Source organism: Geodermatophilus sp. SMS 5-13 (assembly GCF_059428245.1).
This window is the reverse complement of the sequence record NZ_CP165729.1, coordinates 1,055,196-1,073,483: the sequence shown is the minus strand read 5'-3', so window position 1 is coordinate 1,073,483 and position 18,288 is coordinate 1,055,196. Positions and strand designations below refer to the sequence as shown.

General features: G+C 74.1%; 20 protein-coding genes. 7 read left to right on the top strand and 13 right to left on the bottom strand.

The window, feature by feature from the left end; genetic code table 11:
• Nucleotides 1-24 precede the first annotated feature (24 nt).
• Both AB3388_RS05300 and AB3388_RS05295 read right to left on the bottom strand, forming a co-directional pair.
• The gene (locus tag AB3388_RS05300) at nucleotides 25-1,785 is read right to left on the bottom strand and encodes a copper resistance CopC/CopD family protein (RefSeq protein ID WP_495409713.1); all 1,761 of its coding nucleotides are present in this window, start codon (nucleotides 1,783-1,785) and stop codon (nucleotides 25-27) included.
• Nucleotides 1,782-2,426: a zf-HC2 domain-containing protein gene (locus AB3388_RS05295; protein ID WP_495409712.1), complete on the bottom strand. Its 645-nt coding sequence runs from the start codon at nucleotides 2,424-2,426 to the stop codon at nucleotides 1,782-1,784. Before AB3388_RS05295 ends, AB3388_RS05300 begins: the two co-directional genes overlap by 4 nt.
• 70 nt (nucleotides 2,427-2,496) lie before the next feature.
• Between AB3388_RS05295 and AB3388_RS05290 the strand changes: the two genes are divergently transcribed.
• The 6 genes from AB3388_RS05290 (at nucleotide 2,497) to AB3388_RS05265 (ending at nucleotide 7,400) form a co-directional block, all read left to right on the top strand.
• Nucleotides 2,497-3,042 (top strand): sigma-70 family RNA polymerase sigma factor, encoded by a 546-nt coding sequence (locus AB3388_RS05290; RefSeq protein ID WP_495409711.1) that lies wholly within the window; start codon nucleotides 2,497-2,499, stop codon nucleotides 3,040-3,042.
• A gap of 106 nt (nucleotides 3,043-3,148) precedes the next feature.
• Nucleotides 3,149-3,766: a DUF47 domain-containing protein gene (locus AB3388_RS05285; RefSeq protein WP_495409710.1), complete on the top strand. Its 618-nt coding sequence runs from the start codon at nucleotides 3,149-3,151 to the stop codon at nucleotides 3,764-3,766.
• Between the two features lie 7 nt (nucleotides 3,767-3,773).
• Nucleotides 3,774-4,775 (top strand): inorganic phosphate transporter, encoded by a 1,002-nt coding sequence (locus AB3388_RS05280; protein ID WP_495409709.1) that lies wholly within the window; start codon nucleotides 3,774-3,776, stop codon nucleotides 4,773-4,775.
• A 13-nt stretch (nucleotides 4,776-4,788) separates the two neighbouring features.
• On the top strand, nucleotides 4,789-6,204 hold the full coding sequence (locus tag AB3388_RS05275; RefSeq protein WP_495409708.1) for an MFS transporter: 1,416 nt from the start codon (nucleotides 4,789-4,791) through the stop codon (nucleotides 6,202-6,204).
• 62 nt (nucleotides 6,205-6,266) lie between these two features.
• A complete protein-coding gene (locus AB3388_RS05270; RefSeq protein WP_495411438.1) occupies nucleotides 6,267-6,350 on the top strand; it encodes a putative leader peptide in 84 nt (27 codons plus the stop codon).
• Nucleotides 6,351-6,431: 81 nt separating this feature from the next.
• Complete coding sequence (locus AB3388_RS05265) at nucleotides 6,432-7,400, top strand: sulfite exporter TauE/SafE family protein (protein WP_495409707.1); 969 nt, start codon at nucleotides 6,432-6,434, stop codon at nucleotides 7,398-7,400.
• Between the two features lie 11 nt (nucleotides 7,401-7,411).
• Here AB3388_RS05265 and AB3388_RS05260 read toward each other — a convergent pair whose 3' ends face one another.
• The 8 genes from AB3388_RS05260 to AB3388_RS05225 all read right to left on the bottom strand — a co-directional run bounded on the left by AB3388_RS05260 (nucleotide 7,412) and on the right by AB3388_RS05225 (nucleotide 13,962).
• A complete protein-coding gene (locus AB3388_RS05260; RefSeq protein WP_495409706.1) occupies nucleotides 7,412-8,389 on the bottom strand; it encodes an NAD-dependent epimerase/dehydratase family protein in 978 nt (325 codons plus the stop codon).
• 119 nt (nucleotides 8,390-8,508) lie between these two features.
• Nucleotides 8,509-8,943: a DUF5994 family protein gene (locus AB3388_RS05255; protein WP_495409705.1), complete on the bottom strand. Its 435-nt coding sequence runs from the start codon at nucleotides 8,941-8,943 to the stop codon at nucleotides 8,509-8,511.
• 319 nt (nucleotides 8,944-9,262) lie between these two features.
• The gene (typA, locus tag AB3388_RS05250; protein ID WP_495409704.1) at nucleotides 9,263-11,152 is read right to left on the bottom strand and encodes a translational GTPase TypA; all 1,890 of its coding nucleotides are present in this window, start codon (nucleotides 11,150-11,152) and stop codon (nucleotides 9,263-9,265) included.
• Nucleotides 11,153-11,253: 101 nt separating this feature from the next.
• Nucleotides 11,254-11,601 carry a hypothetical protein gene (locus tag AB3388_RS05245; RefSeq protein ID WP_495409703.1) on the bottom strand — a complete coding sequence of 116 codons (348 nt, stop codon included), beginning with the start codon at nucleotides 11,599-11,601 and terminating at the stop codon, nucleotides 11,254-11,256.
• Nucleotides 11,602-11,644: 43 nt separating this feature from the next.
• Complete coding sequence (locus AB3388_RS05240) at nucleotides 11,645-12,007, bottom strand: VOC family protein (RefSeq protein WP_495409702.1); 363 nt, start codon at nucleotides 12,005-12,007, stop codon at nucleotides 11,645-11,647.
• 49 nt (nucleotides 12,008-12,056) lie between these two features.
• Nucleotides 12,057-12,818 carry a DsbA family protein gene (locus AB3388_RS05235; protein WP_495409701.1) on the bottom strand — a complete coding sequence of 254 codons (762 nt, stop codon included), beginning with the start codon at nucleotides 12,816-12,818 and terminating at the stop codon, nucleotides 12,057-12,059.
• Nucleotides 12,808-13,290, bottom strand: a complete 483-nt coding sequence (locus AB3388_RS05230) for a MauE/DoxX family redox-associated membrane protein (protein WP_495409700.1) — start codon at nucleotides 13,288-13,290, stop codon at nucleotides 12,808-12,810. The genes AB3388_RS05235 and AB3388_RS05230 overlap by 11 nt, the downstream gene beginning before the upstream one ends.
• A 108-nt stretch (nucleotides 13,291-13,398) precedes the next feature.
• Nucleotides 13,399-13,962: a YceI family protein gene (locus AB3388_RS05225; RefSeq protein ID WP_495409699.1), complete on the bottom strand. Its 564-nt coding sequence runs from the start codon at nucleotides 13,960-13,962 to the stop codon at nucleotides 13,399-13,401.
• 92 nt (nucleotides 13,963-14,054) lie between these two features.
• Between AB3388_RS05225 and AB3388_RS05220 the strand changes: the two genes are divergently transcribed.
• Nucleotides 14,055-14,573 (top strand): MarR family winged helix-turn-helix transcriptional regulator, encoded by a 519-nt coding sequence (locus AB3388_RS05220; protein WP_495409698.1) that lies wholly within the window; start codon nucleotides 14,055-14,057, stop codon nucleotides 14,571-14,573.
• 30 nt (nucleotides 14,574-14,603) lie between these two features.
• On the opposite strand, the gene AB3388_RS05215 is transcribed toward AB3388_RS05220, so the two are convergent.
• From AB3388_RS05215 to AB3388_RS05205, 3 genes are read right to left on the bottom strand one after another with little or no spacing between them, the layout of a single operon-like run.
• Nucleotides 14,604-16,700: a xanthine dehydrogenase family protein molybdopterin-binding subunit gene (locus tag AB3388_RS05215; protein ID WP_495409697.1), complete on the bottom strand. Its 2,097-nt coding sequence runs from the start codon at nucleotides 16,698-16,700 to the stop codon at nucleotides 14,604-14,606.
• Nucleotides 16,697-17,698 carry an FAD binding domain-containing protein gene (locus AB3388_RS05210; protein ID WP_495409696.1) on the bottom strand — a complete coding sequence of 334 codons (1,002 nt, stop codon included), beginning with the start codon at nucleotides 17,696-17,698 and terminating at the stop codon, nucleotides 16,697-16,699. Before AB3388_RS05210 ends, AB3388_RS05215 begins: the two co-directional genes overlap by 4 nt.
• On the bottom strand, nucleotides 17,695-18,216 hold the full coding sequence (locus AB3388_RS05205; RefSeq protein WP_495409695.1) for a (2Fe-2S)-binding protein: 522 nt from the start codon (nucleotides 18,214-18,216) through the stop codon (nucleotides 17,695-17,697). The genes AB3388_RS05210 and AB3388_RS05205 overlap by 4 nt, the downstream gene beginning before the upstream one ends.
• Nucleotides 18,217-18,288: the final 72 nt, after the last annotated feature.

Below are 18,288 nucleotides of genomic sequence, written 5' to 3'. Positions count from 1 at the left end.
CCTCTGGTGCGGGGTGTCCACAGGTCAGCGGACGGTGAAGTCGGTACTGGCGGTGCGGGCGGTGAACTCATCGACGCGGACGGTCACGGTGAGCGTCCACGAGCCGGCCGCGGGGATGTTCATCCCGTCCGCGATGTAGTGGCCGGGGCCACCCGCCACGAGGGGGACGTCGATCGGGCCGAGCTGCTGCTCGGGCTCGGTGATCGTGACGCCGATGTCCGCCGGCTGGGTGAGCTGGCCGGCGTCGTCGAAGAGGTAGACGTGCAGCGTGTTCGGTCCGGGGCGCGCGGGGTCGACGGAGATCTGCACGCTGCCCTCGGCGCCGCCGCTGCCCTGCAGCGGCACGGTCACGTCGACCGGCTGGGCCAGCGCGGACTCGGCCGGCGCCGTGCCGACCAGCACCGACGTCACGCCGAGGACGACGAGGGCCAGCAGCAGCTCGACCAGGACCGAGCGGCGGAACGGCGGCAGGTCCTTGGCCGCCCCCCTGGCCTGCGCCTTGGCCCGCCGGCGGGCGGCGGGGTCCTCGGTCTCGACCGCCGACTCGGCCGCGAAGGCCTGCGCGGTCACCCGGCGGCGGGGGCCGGGCACGCCCAGGTGCTGCTGGACCCACACCCGCGAGACGCCCGCCGCGGCGAGGATCACCGCGACCAGCAGCAGCTTGGCGACCAGCAGCCAGCCGTACCTCGTCCCGACCAGGGCCGCCGGCGAGCCGACCTCGCGCACGGACTGGACGATCCCGGTGACGACCAGCGCGACCACGGAGCCGAACGCCATCCGGGAGAACCGCGGCAGCGCCGTCGCGAGCTCGCCGGCCGGCACGTCGGACCGGAGCAGGCCGGCCAGCAGGCCGGTCAGCCCGCCGAGCCAGACGGCCATTGCCGCCGCGTGCACGGCGGTCACCGGCAGCGCCAGCCCCGGCCAGGCGCCGGCGACCGGGTGGCCGACGGCGGCGGTGGTGATCACCAGGCCGACCGCGGCGGCGCCGTTGATCGCGAGCATCCGGGGCGACGGTGGCGTCCCGCGGCGCCAGGCGGGCGCCAGCCCGGCGAGCAGGTAGAACGCCAGCAGCGTCCGGATCATGGTGACGACGCCGTAGCCGGTGCTCGCGGTGGTGTCGAGCAGCGAGAGGTCGAACACCGACCCGAGCCCCGACCCAGCGGCGTACGGACCCTGCAGCGCGAAGGTCGCCAGCGCACCGACGGCCACGGCGACCGCGCCGCCCTCGCTGAGCCGCCGCAGCCGCTCGGAGCGCCAGCCCGCCGGCCAGCACACCAGCAGCAGCACCGGGATGCCGATGGCCAGGGCGAGGCCGGCGAAGCCGAGCCAGCGGGCGATCGGCAGGGCGACGGCGATGCCCGGGTCGGTGGCGTCGCCGACGTCCCCCGCCCCCGCGCTGAGCAGCTCGCCCTCGCCGACGACGAACGAGTACGCACCGGCGACCGGGTGGGAGTCGGCCGAGATCACCCGGTAGGTGACCAGGTAGCCGCCGTCGGGCAGGTCGGCGCGCAGCGGGATGGTCAGGACGTCGCCGTCGACGGACGGCGCCCCGGTGTCGACCCGCGCCTGGCCGGAGTCGAGCACCCGCGCGTAGCCGGCGCCCAGCGAGACGCCCTCGGAGAACGTCAGCGTCACCTCGGCGGGCGCGGTGTCGAGCCGCGCGCCCGACTCCGGGCTGGTCGACTCCAGCTCCGCGTGCGCCGACGCCGGCCCCGCGACGACGACCCCGGTGAGCAGCCACCCGCCGAGCAGGGCGACGAGCAGCAGTGCCGCGCGGCGCCTCATGCCGCCACCCGGCCCCGGACGGGCGCGGTCGCCGCGCGCCGGCGCCTGCCGCGCCAGGCCATCCCCGCCACCAGCAGCACACCGACGACCAGCAGCAGGTGCAGCACGGCCCGGTCGGCGTGCACGTGGCCGGCGGCCAGGTCGCGCACCGTGACCACGGTGAGCAGCGTCGTGAACGTGCCGAGGAACGGCAGCGCCCCGGCGGCCAGCCGCGGCGCCGCGGCCACGGCGAGGAAGGCGGCGGCCAGCGCCAGGTTCCAGGCGCCGGTCTCGTGCGCCATGTGCACCGGCGCGCTCATCGCCCCGGATCCGGCGGCCAGCGCCGGCCAGGTGATGCCGGCCTGGGCCACCCCGACGGCCAGCAGCGCGAGCCGCAGCGCGGTCGTCACCAGCCTGGCCCGGGCGGCAGCGGCGGTGCCCGGCAGCTCGCGCGGCAGCGCGGCGAGCACCCGCGCGGTCAGGTCCGGGACCGGCGGGGCCGGCGCCAGCCGCGCCCGGCGGGTCACCGCCGCCGTGTCGTCGGCCCAGGCGGCGCACCGGGGGCAGCCGGCGAGGTGCTCGTCGAGCACCCGCTCGGGCATGCCCAGGACCTCTCCGTCGAGCCGGGCGGAGAGCGCCTCGCGGTAGACAGGACACTGCATGTGGGAATGGTCGCTCCCCAAAGCGCGGGAGTTCCCGTCCAATCGCCGTCCCTGTGACGAAGATGGGGACGTGGACGAACTCGAGCGGCTCGCGGCGGACACCGTCGACGGGGACCCGGTGGCCGCGGCCGCGCTGGTGCGCGCCACGCAGTCCGACGTCTGGCGGCTGTGCGCGGCGCTCGGCGACCGGCAGTCCGCCGACGACCTGACGCAGGAGACCTACCTGCGCGCCTTCGGCTCCCTGCACCGCTTCGAGGGCCGCTCCTCGCTGCGCACCTGGCTGCTGTCGATCGCCCGCCGGACCTGCGCCGACGCCGTCCGCTCGCGCCGCCGGCGGCGGCTCGTCCTGGTCCGGGAGGACGCCGACCTCGAGGCCCTGGCCGGCGGCCAGAGCGCCGACCGCGTGGGCGAGGGCGCCGTGGTCAGCGACCTGCTGACCCGGCTCGACGCCGACCGGCGCGAGGCCTTCGTCCTCACCCAGCTGCTCGGCCTGCCGTACGCGGAGGCGGCCGAGGTGGCCGGCTGCCCGGTGGGCACGATCCGCTCCCGCGTGGCCCGCGCCCGCGCCGACCTCGTGGACAGCCTGCGGGAGGAGGGTGACGCGGCCCACGGGTGAATGTCGGGCAGGTGAACAACGGGGGAAAGCTGGGCACCTATGCTCCCGACGGCCGCGTGACCGAAGGGTCGCCGACCGCATCTGCCCCCTTCTTCCGGAGCCACGCGTGCCCTTCAGCCTGTCGCCCAAGGACTCGAGCTTCTACCCGCTGTTCACCGCGTCGGCGGAGAACCTCGTCGCGGCGACCAACGTCCTCTCCGAGTTCATCCACGACCACGCCCGGCGCGAACAGCTCGCCAAGGAGCTGCGCGATCTCGAGCACGCCGGGGACCAGTCGACGCACGCGATCTTCCGGCAGCTGAACACCAGCTTCGTGACGCCGTTCGACCGCGAGGACATCTACAACCTGGCCAGCGATCTCGACGACGTCATGGACTTCGTCGAGGCCGCGGCCGACCTGGTGATCCTCACCGGCCTCGGCACCCTGCCGGCCGAGATGAGCCAGCAGACGGCGCTGCTGCAGCGGGCGGCGCAGACCACCGCGGAGGCGATGCCGAAGCTGCGGACGCTCAAGGACCTCTCCGACTACTGGATCGAGGTCAACCGCATCGAGAACGAGGCGGACAAGCTCTACCGGCGGCTGATCTCCCGGCTCTACAGCGGCGAGTTCGACGCGCTGGAGATCCTCAAGCTCAAGGAGGTGGCCGACCAGCTCGAGGAGGCCGCCGACGCGTTCGAGCACGTGGCCAACGTGGTCGAGACGATCGCGGTCAAGGAGTCCTGACCCCGCGATGGACCCGCTCCTGCTTGGGCTCATCGTCATCGTCGTCGTGGCGCTGGCGTTCGACTACACCAACGGCTTCCACGACGCGGCCAACGCGATCGCCGTCGCCGTCTCGACGAAGGCCCTGACCCCCAAGGTGGCCCTGGCCCTGGCCGCCGTGGCCAACCTGGTCGGCGCCGTGATCTCCACGAAGGTCGCGAAGACCGTCGGCGAGGGCATCATCGAGGCGCCCACGGGCAGCGAGGGCCTGCACATCGTCTTCGCCGCGCTGATCGGGGCGATCGCCTGGAACCTGATCACCTGGTACTTCGGGCTGCCCTCGTCGTCCTCGCACGCGCTGATCGGCGGGCTGGTCGGCGCGGCGCTGGCCGCGGCGCACACCGTGCTGTGGTCCGGGGTCTTCGACAAGGTCGTCGTCCCGATGGTGGTCTCGCCGCTGGTCGGCTTCGGCCTGGGGTACCTGTTCATGCTGGCGATCCTGTGGCTGTTCCGGCGCGCCAACGCCACCCGCGCGCACCGCAACTTCCGCTACGCGCAGATCGTCAGCTCGGCGACCATGGCGCTCGGTCACGGCATGCAGGACGCGCAGAAGACGATGGGCATCATCACCCTCGCCCTCGTCACCGCGGGCGTGATCAACGACTTCACCGTGCCGTTCTGGGTCATCGTCTCCGCGGCGCTGGCGATCAGCGCCGGCACCTACGCCGGCGGCTACCGGATCATGCGGACGCTGGGACGGCGGGTCATCCAGCTCACCCCGGCCGGCGGCTTCGCCGCGCAGACGGTGGCCTCCGGGGTCATGGTCGCGACCGCCACGGTGTTCGCCGTCCCGGTGTCGACCACGCACATCACGACCACGTCGATCATGGGCGTCGGCTCGACCCGGCGGCTCTCGGCGGTCCGCTGGGGCGTGGCCGGCAACATCGTGATCGCCTGGATCGTCACCCTGCCGGCCGCGGGGATCGTGGCCGCCGCCGTCTACTTCCTGACGAGCGCCCTGCTCGGCTGACACCATCAGCAGGGTGACCGGCAGCCAGCTCGAGCGGCCGGTGGCCCTGGGCACCGTGCGCGGCCGCTGGCTCATCGCCGTCACGGTGCTCGCCTCGGGGATGGCGTTCCTCGACGGCACCGCCGTGCAGGTCGCGCTGCCCTCGATCGGGCGCGACCTGGGCTCGACGCTGGCCGACCTGCAGTGGACGATCACCGGCTACACGCTGACCCTGGCGGCGCTGATCCTGCTGGGCGGCTCGCTGGGCGATCGGTACGGCCGGCGCCGGGTGTTCCTGCTCGGTGTCGCCTGGTTCGCCGCCGCCTCCCTGCTCTGCGGCCTGGCCCAGTCGCCCGGGCAGCTGGTCGCCGCCCGGGCGCTGCAGGGTGTGGGCGGCGCGCTGCTCACCCCGGGCAGCCTGTCGCTGATCCAGTCCTCGTTCCGGCACGGCGACCGCGGCAAGGCGATCGGCCTGTGGTCGTCGCTGGCCGGGATCGCCGGGCTGGTCGGCCCGTTCGTCGGCGGCGCGCTGGTCGATCTCGCCAGCTGGCGGCTGGTCTTCCTCGTCAACGTCCCGGTCGCGGTGGTGATCATCGTCATCGCGGGGCGGCACGTGCCCGAGAGCCGGGACAGCAGCCGCCACGGCCGCTTCGACGTCCTCGGGGCGGTGCTCGGCGCGCTCGGGCTCGGCGGGGTCACCTACGCGCTGATCGCCGCCGGTGAGGACCCGGGCCGGGTGGACGTCGTCGTCTCCGGTGCCCTCGGCGTGCTGGCCGGGATCGGCTTCGTCGTCCGCGAGCGGCGCGTCGCCGACCCGATGCTGCCGCCGCGGCTGTTCCGGGACCGGCAGTTCACCGGCGCCAACGCGTCCACCTTCGCCGTCTACGGGGCCCTGGGCGGCTTCTCCCTGTTCCTGGTCCTGCAACTGCAGGAGGTGCTGGGCTACAGCGCGACCGCGGCCGGCGCCGCGATGCTGCCGACCATCCTGCTGATCACCCTGCTCTCGCCGCAGGCCGGCGCGCTCGCCCAGCGGATCGGCCCGCGGCTGCCGATGACCGTGGGCCCGCTGGTCGCCGCGGCCGGCACGCTGTGGCTGACCGGCGTCGACGGCGGCCTGCCGTACTGGATCGAGGTGCTGCCCGGCTCGATCCTGCAGGGCCTGGGCATGGCGACGACGGTGGCGCCGCTGACGGCGACCGTGCTCGCCGCGGCGCCGGACACGATGGCCGGCGTGGCCAGCGGCGTGAACAACGCGGTCGCCCGGGCCGCCCAACTGCTCGCGGTGGCCGCGCTGCCGGTCGCCGTCGGGCTCTCGGGCACCGACTACGCGCGGCCCGACGCGTTCACCGGCGCGTTCCGCAGCGCGATGGTGATCTGCGCGGCGCTGTTCGCGGCCGGCGGGATCCTCGCGTGGCTCACCATCCGCAACGACGTCCTCGAGCCGGCCTGAGAGTTCCCGCTCACTGGGACGCAGGGGTGCGGCATTGTCGATCGGCCTGGTAGACATAGCCCGTGGCTTCGACGGCGGTGCTCCTGGTGGGGCGGATCCACGTCGACCTGCTGCGTGTCTGCACCGCGACCTGTCCGGGCTGCTGACTCCCCGCGCCTGACCGGCGCCCCGCCTTCCGCTCGCCCCGCGGCCGCTTGCGTCGCGCGCACCCCCGGAGCTCCAGCCTCGTGAAGTCCCTCGTCCTGATCGCCCTGGTCGGCCTGGGCGCCCAGCTCGTCGACGGCAGCCTCGGCATGGCCTACGGCGCCACCTCGACCACCCTGCTGCTCGCCCTCGCCGTCAACCCGGCGAGCGCCTCGGCCAGCGTGCACCTCGCCGAGATCGGCACCACGCTGGTCTCGGGGCTGTCGCACTGGAAGTTCGGCAACGTCGACTGGAAGGTCGTCGCGAAGGTCGGCGTCCCCGGTGCGGTCGGTGCGTTCGCCGGCGCCACGGTGCTGTCGCACCTCTCCACCGAGGTCGCCGCGCCGGTGATGTCGCTGATCCTGCTCGCGATCGGCGTCTACCTGCTCGTCCGGTTCACCCTGCGCGGCCTCGACCGGCGCAACCTGGGCAAGCCGGTGCGCAAGCGGTTCCTGGCCCCGCTGGGTCTGGTCGCCGGCTTCATCGACGCGACCGGCGGCGGTGGCTGGGGTCCGATCGGCACCCCCGCGCTGCTGGCCAGCGGGCGGATGGAGCCGCGGAAGGTGATCGGCTCGATCGACACCTCGGAGTTCCTCGTGGCGCTCGCCGCCAGCCTCGGCTTCCTGCTCTCGCTCGGCTCGCAGGGCATCGACCCGGTCTGGGTGCTGGGCCTGCTCGCCGGCGGCCTGGTCGCCGCCCCGATCGCCGCCTGGCTGGTGCGCCACCTGCCGCCGCGGCTGCTGGGTTCGCTGGTCGGCGGGATCATCGTGCTGACCAACACCCGCACGCTGCTGACCAGCGACTGGCTCGACGCGCCGGGCGGGGTCCGCGCCGTGGTCTACGCCGTCCTGGTCGCCGTCTGGGCCGCGGCGGTCGTCCACTCCTACCGGCAGTACCGGGCGGAGCGGGCCCTCGAGCTCGCCGAGGCGGTCGCTGTCGAGGAGAACGTGGCGGAGGAGCGGCCGGCCGAGGCCCCGCTGACCGCCGGGCGGCCGAGCGCGCCGCAGGACTGAGCGCGCGCGGCTCAGCGGTCGGCGAGCAGCTTCTCCTCGAGCTCCGGCGGCAGGCCGGGCAGCGAGCGGCCGGACGGCGGTTCCGGTCGCTCGCTGCGCTGCATCCAGGCCCAGCTGTCGGCGATCGACTCGCGCAGCGGCCGGCTGGGCAGGCCGAGCTCGCGGGCGCGCGCGGTGTCGACGTCCCACGCCGTGACCGCGACGTCGGCGGGCAGCCAGAAGGGCAGGTGCTGCCACGGCTCGACGCCGGCGGCCAGCAGGTCGGCCTCCGGCACACGCACCCACCGCGCGTCGCCGCCGGTGACCTCCCGGCAGAGCTCCAGCATCCCACCGACGGTGGTCATCCCGGCCGGGCCGGTGGCGTTCACCGCGCCGCCCTGCCCGCGCTCGGCCATCCGCACGAGCCAGCCGGCCAGGTCGCGGGCGTCGACGGCGGCCATCGGCTGGTCGAGGGTCTCGGGGACGACGACGCGCCCGCCGCGGGCGATGCGGTCCAGCCACCAGCCCAGCCGGTAGAGCGGGTCGTGCGGGCCGACGATCAGCCCGGCCCGGGCGGTGAGGAACCGCTCCCCCAGCGCCGCGCCGAGGATCCGCTCGGCCGCGGCCTTGTTCGCGCCGTACTCGTCCTCGTCGGTGTCCCAGGTGGGCTCGTCGTCCTCGGCGCCGATCGGGCCGGGGGGCCAGGTGCTGTAGGCGTTGAGGCTGCTCACGAACGCGTAGCCGCGGGCGTCGGCCAGGGCCGCGGCGGCGTTCTCGGCGGCGGCCCGGGTCTGGCACGAGGTGTCGACGACGAGCTCCGGCCGCCAGTCGCCGAGAGCGGCAGGCAGCGCGGCCGGGTCGCTCCGGTCGCCGTGAAGCGCCCGGGCGCCCTCGGGCGGCGCGCCGGACACCCCGCGGGTGAACGTCGCGACGTCGTGCCCGCGCTCGAGCGCCGCGGTCACGACGTGCCGGCCGAGGAAGTGGGTGCCGCCGAGGACGAGGAGCCGCATGCCCCCACCCCAGCCGAGCGGACGGCCCCCCGTCCAGCCGGTTCGCGGCCGGCATAACGGCCACCCTTCAGGGTCCCGCGCCGAGCTTGCGAGGCGTGGGGGGAAGGGTGGTCCTTCTATCAGCTCGCGGGCGTCAGCTCCGGCACCTGCGGGATCGGCGTGGCGCGGGCGGCGGCCAGCACCATCGACGGCGAGCGGGGCAGCCCGCGGCGGGTGCACAGCCGCAGCGCCCGGGCCCCGGTCACGACGTCGGTCTCCGGCGGGATGATGAGCAGGTCGGCCCGCCGCGCTCCGCCGTCCCAGCTGATGCAGACCACCTGCGCGTCCATGCTCTGGAAGCCGCCGGTGCGGATCACCCGGCCGAGCACGGCGATCTTGCGCGGGATCTGCGCCCAGGCCTGGAGCGAGTACGTGAACCGCTCGACGCGGACGCCGCGCCGGCCCAGCTCGGCGATCAGCTCGGGCAGCTCGACGGTGAGGTCGTGCCCGCGGGGCCACCAGGCGCCGTCGAACGCGGAGTCGCTCGCGACGCCGGCGTCGTGCCGGAGGCTCACCCGGACGTCGATACCGCCCCGGAAACCGTTCCTGCCCAGGGCCGTACGGGTGATGACCATGCGCGCTCGCGCCGCCTCTCGTGCTCTCTCGTCCGACCCGCGGGGAGACGGGTCCGATCAGAACGTAGGCGGGCAGAACCGCAGGTCAGCGGCAGGAAGCTGCGGGCGTGGCGGACCGGTCCGGCCGGTCGCCACGACCCGTGATCAACCCGCCACCGGCCCCGGACGCACGACCGCCGTGATCATCGGCAGGTGGCTGCTCGACACGCCGTCGAGGGCAGCCACCTGCCGATGATCACGGCGGACAGGGGGCCGGGCGTCAGGCCTTCGGCTTCCGGTTCTTCGCCTTGCCGCGCTCGTTCTGGTCGAGGATCACCTTGCGGATGCGCACCGTGGCCGGCGTGACCTCCACGCACTCGTCCTCGGCGCAGAACTCCAGGGCCTGCTCGAGGTTGAGGATCCGCGGCGGCACCAGGCGCTCGAGCTCCTCAGCGGTCGACGACCGCATGTTGGTGAGCTTCTTCTCCTTGGTGATGTTCACGTCCATGTCGTCGGGCCGGGAGTTCTCGCCGACGATCATGCCCTCGTAGACCTCGGTGCCCGGGGCGACCATGAGCGAGCCGCGCTCCTGCAGGGAGAACATCGCGTACGACGTCGCCACGCCGGTGCGGTCGGCGACCAGGGAGCCGGTGGGCCGGGCGCGCATGTCGCCCTGCCACGGCTCGTAGCCCTCGAGCACGTGGTGCAGGACGCCGGTGCCGCGGGTCTCGGTGAGGAACTCCGTCCGGAATCCGATCAGCCCCCGCGAAGGGACGACGTACTCCATCCGCGCCCAGCCGGTGTCGTGGTGGATCAGGTTCTCCATCCGCCCGCGGCGGGTGGCCAGCGCCTGGGTGAGGGTGCCGACGTAGTCGCCGGGGGTGTCGATGGTGACCCGCTCGACCGGCTCGTGCAGCTTGCCGTCGATCTCCTTGGTGACCACCTGCGGGCGGCCGACGGTGAGCTCGAACTCCTCGCGACGCAGCTGCTCTACGAGGATCGCCAGCGCCAGCTCGCCGCGGCCCTGCATCTCCCAGGTGTCCGGGCGCTCGGTGGGCAGCATCCGCACCGAGACGTTGCCGACCAGCTCCTGGTCGAGCCGGTTCTTGACCAGCCGGGCGGTGAGCTTCTTGCCCGAGCGGCCCGACAGCGGCGAGGTGTTGATGCCGATCGTGATCGAGATCGACGGCTCGTCGACGGTCAGTGGCGGCAGCGGGCGCGGGTCCTCGGGGTCGGCGAGGGTGTCGCCGATCATGATGTCCTCGATGCCGGCGACCGCCACGAGGTCGCCGGGGCCGGCGCTGTCGGCCGGCGTCCGGGTGAGCCCCTCGGTGACCAGCAGCTCGGTGATCTTGACCCGCGAAACGGTGCCGTCGGTCTTGCACCAGGCGACCTGCTGGCCGTTCTTGAGCGTGCCGGAGTGGATGCGCAGCAGCGCCAGCCGGCCGAGGTAGGGCGAGGCGTCGAGGTTGGTGACCTGCGCGCGCAGCGGCTCCTCGGCGTCGTAGACCGGCGCCGGGATCGTCTCCAGCAGCGTCTTCACCAGCGGCGCGAGGTCGGGGCTGTCCGGCGAGGTGCCGTCGGCGGGCCGGGTCAGCGAGGCCTGGCCGGTCTTGCCGTTCGAGTACACGATCGGGAACTCGAGCGCGTCCTCGCCCAGGCCGTTGTCCTCGAGCAGCTCCATGAACAGCTCGTAGGTCTCGTCGACGACCTCGGCGATGCGGGCGTCGGAGCGGTCGGTCTTGTTGACCACGAGGATCACCGGCTTGCGCTGGCCCAGGGCCTTGCGCAGCACGAAGCGGGTCTGCGGCAGCGGGCCCTCGGAGGCGTCCACCAGCAGGACGACGCCGTCCACCATCGACAGGCCGCGCTCGACCTCGCCGCCGAAGTCGGCGTGGCCGGGGGTGTCGACGATGTTCACCGTGACCGGGTTGCCCTCGTCGTCGGCCAGCCGGATGGCCGTGTTCTTGGCGAGGATGGTGATGCCGCGCTCGCGCTCGAGGTCCATCGAGTCCATGACGCGGTCCTGCGTCGTGTCGGCGTCGGTGCCCTCACCCTTGGCCCGGCCGAGCGCGCCGGCCTGGCGGAGGAGGGCGTCGACCAGGGTGGTCTTGCCGTGGTCGACGTGGGCGATGATCGCCACGTTGCGCAGGTCGTCGCGGGTGGGCATGCGGAGAGGCACCTCAGAGGAGTTCGGGGAGTCCGCGGCGTCCACGCGCGCGGCATCTCGTGCAACAGCCGCCGTGTCGGCGACCTTCCCAGGGTAGTCGCTCAGCGCGCGGAGATCTCCGTCTCGCCCCGGTCGGCCACCGCGTACGTCACCCCGGCGGCGACGATCGTGACCAACGCCACGGCCAGCCAGGAGTTCAGCCCCACCCCGAGGGCGAGCACGTGCGCCAGCACGAAGGCCGCCAGGTAGAGGACGCCGAGCCCGACCACCACCGCCCAGCCGCGGCGGCGCACCCACAGTGCGGCGGCGCCGACCCCGCAGGCGACCAGCAGCGCCCCGCCGAGCGCGCGCACGCCGGTGCCCTGAGCGACGCCGAACCCGGCGGCGAGCCCGACGGCGACGAGCAGGGACGACGGGAAGCGGGTGCGGGTCAGCGTCGAGGAGGCCATGCCGCCAGTCTCCCCCGGCCAAATCTCCCGGCGGCGCCCGCGGTCAGGAGGGCCGGGGGGCGAAGATCCGGAAGGTGTTGTCCTCCGGGTCGCGCAGCTCCACCCAGCGCGCGACGCCCGCCACCTCGTGCTCGGCGACCCGGCGGGCGCCGAGCTTCTCCACGCGGTCGGCCTGCTCTCGCCAGTCCTCGCCGCCACCCAGGTCGAGCATCAGCCGGTTCCGGCCGGTGCCCGGGTCGTCCGAGTGGACGAACATCCACGTCGGCCCGTCGCCGTCGAAGCCGATCGTGGCGTAGTCGCCGGTGGCGCCGCCGTCGACCGGGCGCTCGAGCACGCCGGACCAGAACCCGGCGAGCGCCGCGGCGTCGGCGCAGTCGAACGAGATCATCCCGACGGTCAGGCTCATGCAGGGTGGGACGGCGCGGGCCGGCCGGACTCATCGGTCCGGCCGGGCGTCAGCCGGCCTGCGCGGACTGCACCGCCGCGGTGACCCCGCTCGCGGTGAGGTCCTCGAGCTGGTGGCCGTCGACGAGGACGGTGGGCGTGCCGGTGACGCCGTCCTTCGACGCCTGGTCGGTGACCTGCTTGACCCAGTCGCCGTAGGCCAGGCCGCGGATCGCCTGCTCCACGGCCTCGCCGCTCGCGCCGGCCTGCTCGGCGTAGGAGACGAGCCGGTCGTCGGTCAGCCCGGAGCCGCCCTCGGCCGGCTGGTTGGCGTAGAGCAGGTCGTGGAACTTCTGGAAGGCGTCCGGGCCGGCGGCGTTCACCACCGCGGCGGCCGCGTTCAGCGCCCGAGTGGAGTACTCGTCGTTGGCGTTCGTGTCGAGGAACGCCATGCCGTGGTAGTGCAGCTGCACGGTGTGGTCGGCGACCAGCGAGGCGAGGGTGCTGCCGGCGGAGTCCTCGAAGGACTTGCAGATCGGGCACTGGAAGTCCTCGTAGAGGTCGATCGTCACGGGGGCGTCGGCCTGGCCCACGACGACCACCTGCCCGCTGTCGGCCGTGTTCGCCGGCTCCGCGGCGTTCGCCGCGGTCGCCGTCCGCGAGGTCTGGACGGCGATGACCACCACGACGGCCACCACCAGCAGCACCGCCGCCACCACGCCGCCGATCACGGCGCGCTGCCGGCGCTGCGCGCGGGCGCGGGCGGCGGCCTCGGCGGCGCGCTTCTCCTCGATCCGCGCGCGGGCGGCGCGACGCTTGGCGTTATCGGGCACGGGCCAGTTCCTCCTGGTGCAGCGGGCGGCCGCCCATTGCCAGCCGCGAGCGCGGCCAGCGGGCGAGGGCGAGCGCGACCATCAGCAGCGCGGTGTCGCGCAGGACCTCGGTGGGGTAGGCGGTGTCGGCCGCGGCGACCTGCCCGCCGCCGCCGAAGCAGCCGCAGTCGATCTGCAGCCCGCGGGCCCAGGCCGAGCCCACGCCGACGAGGAAGACGGCGAGCAGCACGGCGGAGGCGATCGCCGCCGTCCGGACGAAGACGCCGGCCAGCAGGACGAGCCCGACCGCGATCTCGACCACGGGCAGGCCGAAGGCGACCGGTGCGACCAGCGCCTCGGGCAGCAGCCGGTAGGCGCGCACCGCGCGGACCGCGGCCGCCGGGTCGGGCAGCTTCAGCGCGCCGGCGACGACGAACACGCCGCCCAGCACCAGCCGGGCCGCGGTGGCGAGCCAGGGCGCGGCGGTCCTCACCACCTCACGGTCCGCCGGCTTCCTGGGAGTTCGGTGCCGGTGGCCTGTGAGAACGCCGAAGGGCCCCGGGCGCAGCGCCCGGGGCCCTTCGAGGAGATGTGCTGCAGATCAGGCCTGGCGGAGCACGGCCTCGATCTCGAGCTCGACGGTGACCTTGTCACCGACGACGACGCCGCCGCCGTCCATCGGCATCTTGATGTCGACGCCGAAGTCGTTGCGGTTGATCTCGGTCTTGGCCGAGAAGCCGGCGCGGGTGCCGCCATAGGCGTCCGGCCCGAAGCCGTTGAGCTCGAGGGCCAGGGTGACCGGCTTGGTGTTGCCCTTGAGGGTCAGCTCGCCGTCGACGAACCAGTCGGCGCCGTCGGCGCGCACCGCGGTGGACCGGAAGGTCATCTGCGGGTGGTTGTCGGCGTCGAAGAAGTCGGCGGAGCGGATGTGCGCGTCGCGCTGCTCCTGGCGGGTGTCGATCGAGGCGAGGTCGATCGTGGCGGTGACGACGGACTGCTCCGGGTTCTCGGCGGTGACGAGCTCACCGGCGAACTCGCGGAAGTAGCCGCGGACCTTGCTCACCATCATGTGGCGGACCGAGAAGCCGACGGTCGAGTGCGACGCGTCGATGTCCCAGGTGCCGACGACGTAGCCGGGGATCTGGACGGCGGTGCTGCTGGTCATGCGGATTGCCTCCGAAGTAATTGAGCGTTTGACCTTCTGCTCGACCACAGCGTAGTTGAAGGCTTGACTATTCCGCTAGTACCCTGACGTGCATGACGTCACAGGCGCCCGTCGCCGAGGTGGCCGCACGACCCGCCGGGGAACCGCGCTGGCTCGACGCGGACGAGCAGCACGCCTGGCGGGCCTGGCTGTTCAGCTCGATGCTGCTGCAGGACCGGCTCGACCGCGAGCTCACCCGGGAGACCGGCATCTCCCACGCGTACTACGAGATCCTCGTCGCGCTCTCCGAGGCCCCGGACCGGATGCTGCGGATGAGCGAGCTGGCCGACCGCTGCCTCTCCTCGCGCAGCCGGCTCTCGCACGCGGTCTCCCGGCTCGAGGAGCGCGGCTGGGTGCGCCGGCAGGTCTGCCCCGACGACGGCCGCGGCCTGCTCGCCGTCCTCACCGACGAGGGGTTCGCCGCGCTGGAGGGCGCCGCCCCGGTGCACGTCGAGGGCGTGCGCAACCACCTGTTCGACCAGCTCTCCCCCGAGCAGGTCGCCGCGATGCGCGACATCGGCGAGACCCTGCTGCGCCACCTCGACCCGCCGACCGGCAGTTTCGCCACCTGACGGGCTTTGTCGCGATCAAGCACGCGTGCTTCATCGCGACAAAGCGCCCTCGCGGAAGTACTTGTCGGGGGTGATCGGCAGGTCGCGGACGCGCAGGCCGGTCGCGTGCCAGTAGCCGTTGGCGACGGCGGCCGCGGCGCCGGTGATGCCGATCTCGCCGATGCCCTTGAGGCCGAGCTCGTTGACCAGCGGGTCCTCCTCGTCGAGCCAGGAGATGTCCACCTCGCCGATGTCGGCGTTGGTCGCGACGTGGTACTCGGCCAGGTCGTGGTTGACGTAGTGGCCGAGCCGCGGGTCGGAGACCGTCTCCTCGTGCAGCGCCATCGAGACGCCCATGCAGAACCCGCCGAGGAACTGTGAGCGGGCGGTGCGGGCGTTCACGATCGTCCCGGCGGTGTAGACGCTGGTCGCCCGCGGCACGCGCACCTCGCCGGTGTCGGCGTCCACCCGCACCTCGACGAAGTGGGCGCCGAAGGCGTGCATCGAGTGCGTGTCGGCGGCCGGGGTCTTCCCGTCGAACCCGCCGTCCACGATGAGCCCCTCGGGCGGCGGCTCACCGGACAGCCGGCGACGCACGTCCCGGGCGGTGAGCACGATCGCCGAGCCCCAGGACGCCAGCCCGGTCGAGCCGCCCGCGCCGCCGGCCCGCGGCAGCGCGCTGTCGCCGATCCGCAGCTCCACCGAGCCGAGGTCGGTGCCCAGCGCGTCGGCGGCGATCTGGGTGAGCGCCGTCCACGCGCCGGTGCCGATGTCCGAGCCGTCGATCTCGACGACATAGTGCCCCGGGTAGGCGATGATCCGGCAGTCGGCCGCGCGCCGCCGGGTTGGGTAGGTGGCCGCGGCGACGCCGGTGCCGACGAGCCACCGGCCCTCCTGCCGATGCCGCGGGCGCGGGTCGCGGCCGGCCCAGCCGAACCGCTCGGCCCCGGTGCGCAGGCAGGCGACCAGGTTGCGGCTCGACCAGGGCACGTCCCGCTCGGGGTCGCGCTCGGGCTCGTTGCGGATGCGCAGCTCGACCGGGTCGAGGCCCAGCTCGGCGGCGAGCTCGTCCATCGCCGACTCCAGCGCGTACATGCCCGGGGTCTCCCCCGGCGCCCGCATGATCGTCGGCGGGGGGACGTCGAGGCGGGCCAGCCGGTGCGTCGTCCGCCGGTTCGGCGCGGCGTACAGCACGCGGGTCGGCGTCGCCGTCTGCTCGGCGAACTCGCTGATCCGCGAGGTGTGCTCGACCACCTCGTGGCTGATCGCGGTGAGCCGGCCGTCGGCGTCGGCACCCAGGCGCAGCCGCTGGATGGTCGGCGTCCGGTGCCCGACGAGGGAGAACATCTGCTGCCGCGACAGCTCGAAGACGACGGTCCGCCCGACCACCTTCGCGGCCATCGCGGCGAGGATCTGGTGGGGGTGGGTGAAGGCCTTGGAGCCGAACGCGCCTCCGACGTACGGCGAGATCACCCGCACCTGGCCGGGTTCCAGGTCGAACGCCGCCACCAGGTCGTTGACGATGGTGTGCGGGCCCTGGTTGGCGTCCCAGAGGGTGAGCGAGTCGCCGTCCCAGCGGGCCATCGTCGTGTGCATCTCGATCGGGTTGTTGTGCTGGGTGGGCGTCTCGTAGGTGGCGTCGATGCTGACGTGCGCGGTCGCCAGCGCGGCCTCGACGTCGCCGATCACCGAGTCGGTGTCGAACCCGGCCATCAGCTTCTCGGGCGCGTAGAGGTCCGGCCGGTCGGCGCGCACCACCACGTCCGGCTGCTCGGCCGCGTACTCGGCAACGACCGCACCGACGGCGGCCCTGGCGATCTCGGAGGTCTCCGCGACCACGGCGGCGACGATCTGCCCCTGGTAGTGGACGTCGAGGGACTGCAGCACCGGCAGGTCGGAGGCGAGGTCGCCGGACAGCCGCGGCGCGTTGGCCGGGGTGAGCACGGTGAGCACGCCGGGCATCGCCTCGGCGCGGGTGGGGTCGAGCCGGCTGACCCGGCCGCGGTTGACGGTGCTCTGCACGACGGCGACGTGCGCGACGGCCTCGCCGGGATCGTGCTCGTAGGCGTAGGGCGCGGTGCCGCGCACCTTGCGCGGCCCGTCGATGCGGGCGACGTCGGCGCCGACGACGCGGTCGAGGGCGGTCATCGGTCCCCCTCCGCCAGGTCGGCCAGGGTGCGGACGACGACGTTGCGGGCCAGCGGCACCTTGAAACCGTTGTCGCGCAGCGGGGTGGCCGCGTCGAGCTCGACGTGCGCCGCCGCCGCGAACGCCTCCTCGGTGGCCGGCTCCCCGCGCAGCGCGTCCTCCGCGGCGACCGCCCGCCACGGCTTGTGCGCCACACCGCCGAGCGCGAGCCGCACGTCGCGCACCACGCCGTCCGCCACCTCGAGCGCGGCGGCGACGCTGACCAGCGCGAAGGCGTAGGAAGCCCGGTCGCGGACCTTGCGGTAGCGCGAACGCGCCGCGATCGGCAGCGGCGGCAGGTCGACGGCGGTGATCAGCTCGCCGTGCCGCAGGGTGGTGTCGGCGGACGGGTCGTCCCAGGGCAACCGGTGCAGCTCGGCGATCGGGAGGCTGCGCTCGCCCGCCGGGCCCAGGACCTGCACGACCGCGTCCAGCGCGACCAGGGCGACCGCGAGGTCGGAGGGGTGGGTCGCCACGCAGGTGCCGGGGCCGTCGAGGGTCTGGCCGAGGATCGCGTGGTTGCGGTGCGCGCCCTCCAGCGCGCCGCAGCCGCTGCCGGGGCTGCGCTTGTTGCACGGCTTGGTGACGTCGGTGAAGTAGCCGCAGCGGGTGCGCTGCAGCAGGTTGCCGCCGGTGGTGGCGCGGTTGCGCAGCTGCCCGGAGGCGCCGGCCAGCAGCGCCTGAGCGAGCACGGGGTAGCGCGCGCGCACCCGCCGGTCGGCGGCGAGGTCGGCGTTCGGGACGGCGGCGCCGATGCGCAGGCCCCCGTCCGGGAGGTCGGTCACCTCGGCCGAGGTGAGCGTGCGGACGTCGACCAGCAGCTCCGGCGTGGCCACCCCGAGCTTCATCAGGTCGACCAGGTTGGTGCCGCCGCCGAGGAAGGCGCCCGCGGGTTCGGCGGCCACCAGCGCGACGGCGGACGCCGGATCGGCGGCGCGCTCGTACCGGAACTCCCTCACCGGACGCCCTCCGTCTCCGCCACCGCGGCGACCGCCGGGACGATGTGCGCGTAGGCGGCGCAGCGGCACAGGTTGCCGCTCATCCGCTCGCGGATCTCGGCGTCGGTGAGGGCGACCTCGTCGGCGGCGAGATCCGCGGTGACCGCGCTGGGCCAGCCGGCGCGGGCCTCGGCGAGCACGCCCGCGGCCGAGCAGATCTGCCCGGGGGTGCAGTAGCCGCACTGGAAGGCGTCGCAGTCGACGAACGAGCGGTGCAGCGGGTGCGGCTCGCCGTCCGCCGCCAGCCCGTCGGACGTCGTCACCTCGGCGTCCCCCACCGTGACGGCGAGGACCAGGCAGCTGTTCACGCGGCGGCCGTCGAGCAGCACCGTGCACGCCCCGCACTGGCCGTGGTCGCAGCCCTTCTTCGGGCTCGTGTGGCGCAGCCGCTCGCGCAGCGCGTCGAGCAGCGTGGTGCGGGTGTCGACGGTCAGCGGCCGCGCCGCCCCGTCGACCCGCAGCGTGATCTCGGTGTCCACGGGCGGCTCCTGCCCCGGCACCGGCGGGGCAAACGGATGAGTGATTTCCCGGCCGGCCCGGGATCGCGCCCC

Bases quoted from the DNA above. Each gene is read 5' to 3' on its own strand.
- AB3388_RS05260 (WP_495409706.1), bottom strand. From the start codon at position 8,389: ATGCGGCTCCTCGTCCTCGGCGGCACCCACTTCCTCGGCCGGCACGTC.
- AB3388_RS05300 (WP_495409713.1), bottom strand. From the start codon at position 1,785: ATGAGGCGCCGCGCGGCACTGCTGCTCGTCGCCCTGCTCGGCGGGTGG.
- AB3388_RS05280 (WP_495409709.1), top strand. From the start codon at position 3,774: ATGGACCCGCTCCTGCTTGGGCTCATCGTCATCGTCGTCGTGGCGCTG.
- AB3388_RS05295 (WP_495409712.1), bottom strand. From the start codon at position 2,426: ATGCAGTGTCCTGTCTACCGCGAGGCGCTCTCCGCCCGGCTCGACGGA.
- AB3388_RS05245 (WP_495409703.1), bottom strand. From the start codon at position 11,601: ATGGCCTCCTCGACGCTGACCCGCACCCGCTTCCCGTCGTCCCTGCTC.
- AB3388_RS05225 (WP_495409699.1), bottom strand. From the start codon at position 13,962: ATGACCAGCAGCACCGCCGTCCAGATCCCCGGCTACGTCGTCGGCACC.
- typA (WP_495409704.1), bottom strand. From the start codon at position 11,152: ATGCCCACCCGCGACGACCTGCGCAACGTGGCGATCATCGCCCACGTC.
- AB3388_RS05240 (WP_495409702.1), bottom strand. From the start codon at position 12,007: ATGAGCCTGACCGTCGGGATGATCTCGTTCGACTGCGCCGACGCCGCG.
- AB3388_RS05220 (WP_495409698.1), top strand. From the start codon at position 14,055: ATGACGTCACAGGCGCCCGTCGCCGAGGTGGCCGCACGACCCGCCGGG.
- AB3388_RS05215 (WP_495409697.1), bottom strand. From the start codon at position 16,700: ATGACCGCCCTCGACCGCGTCGTCGGCGCCGACGTCGCCCGCATCGAC.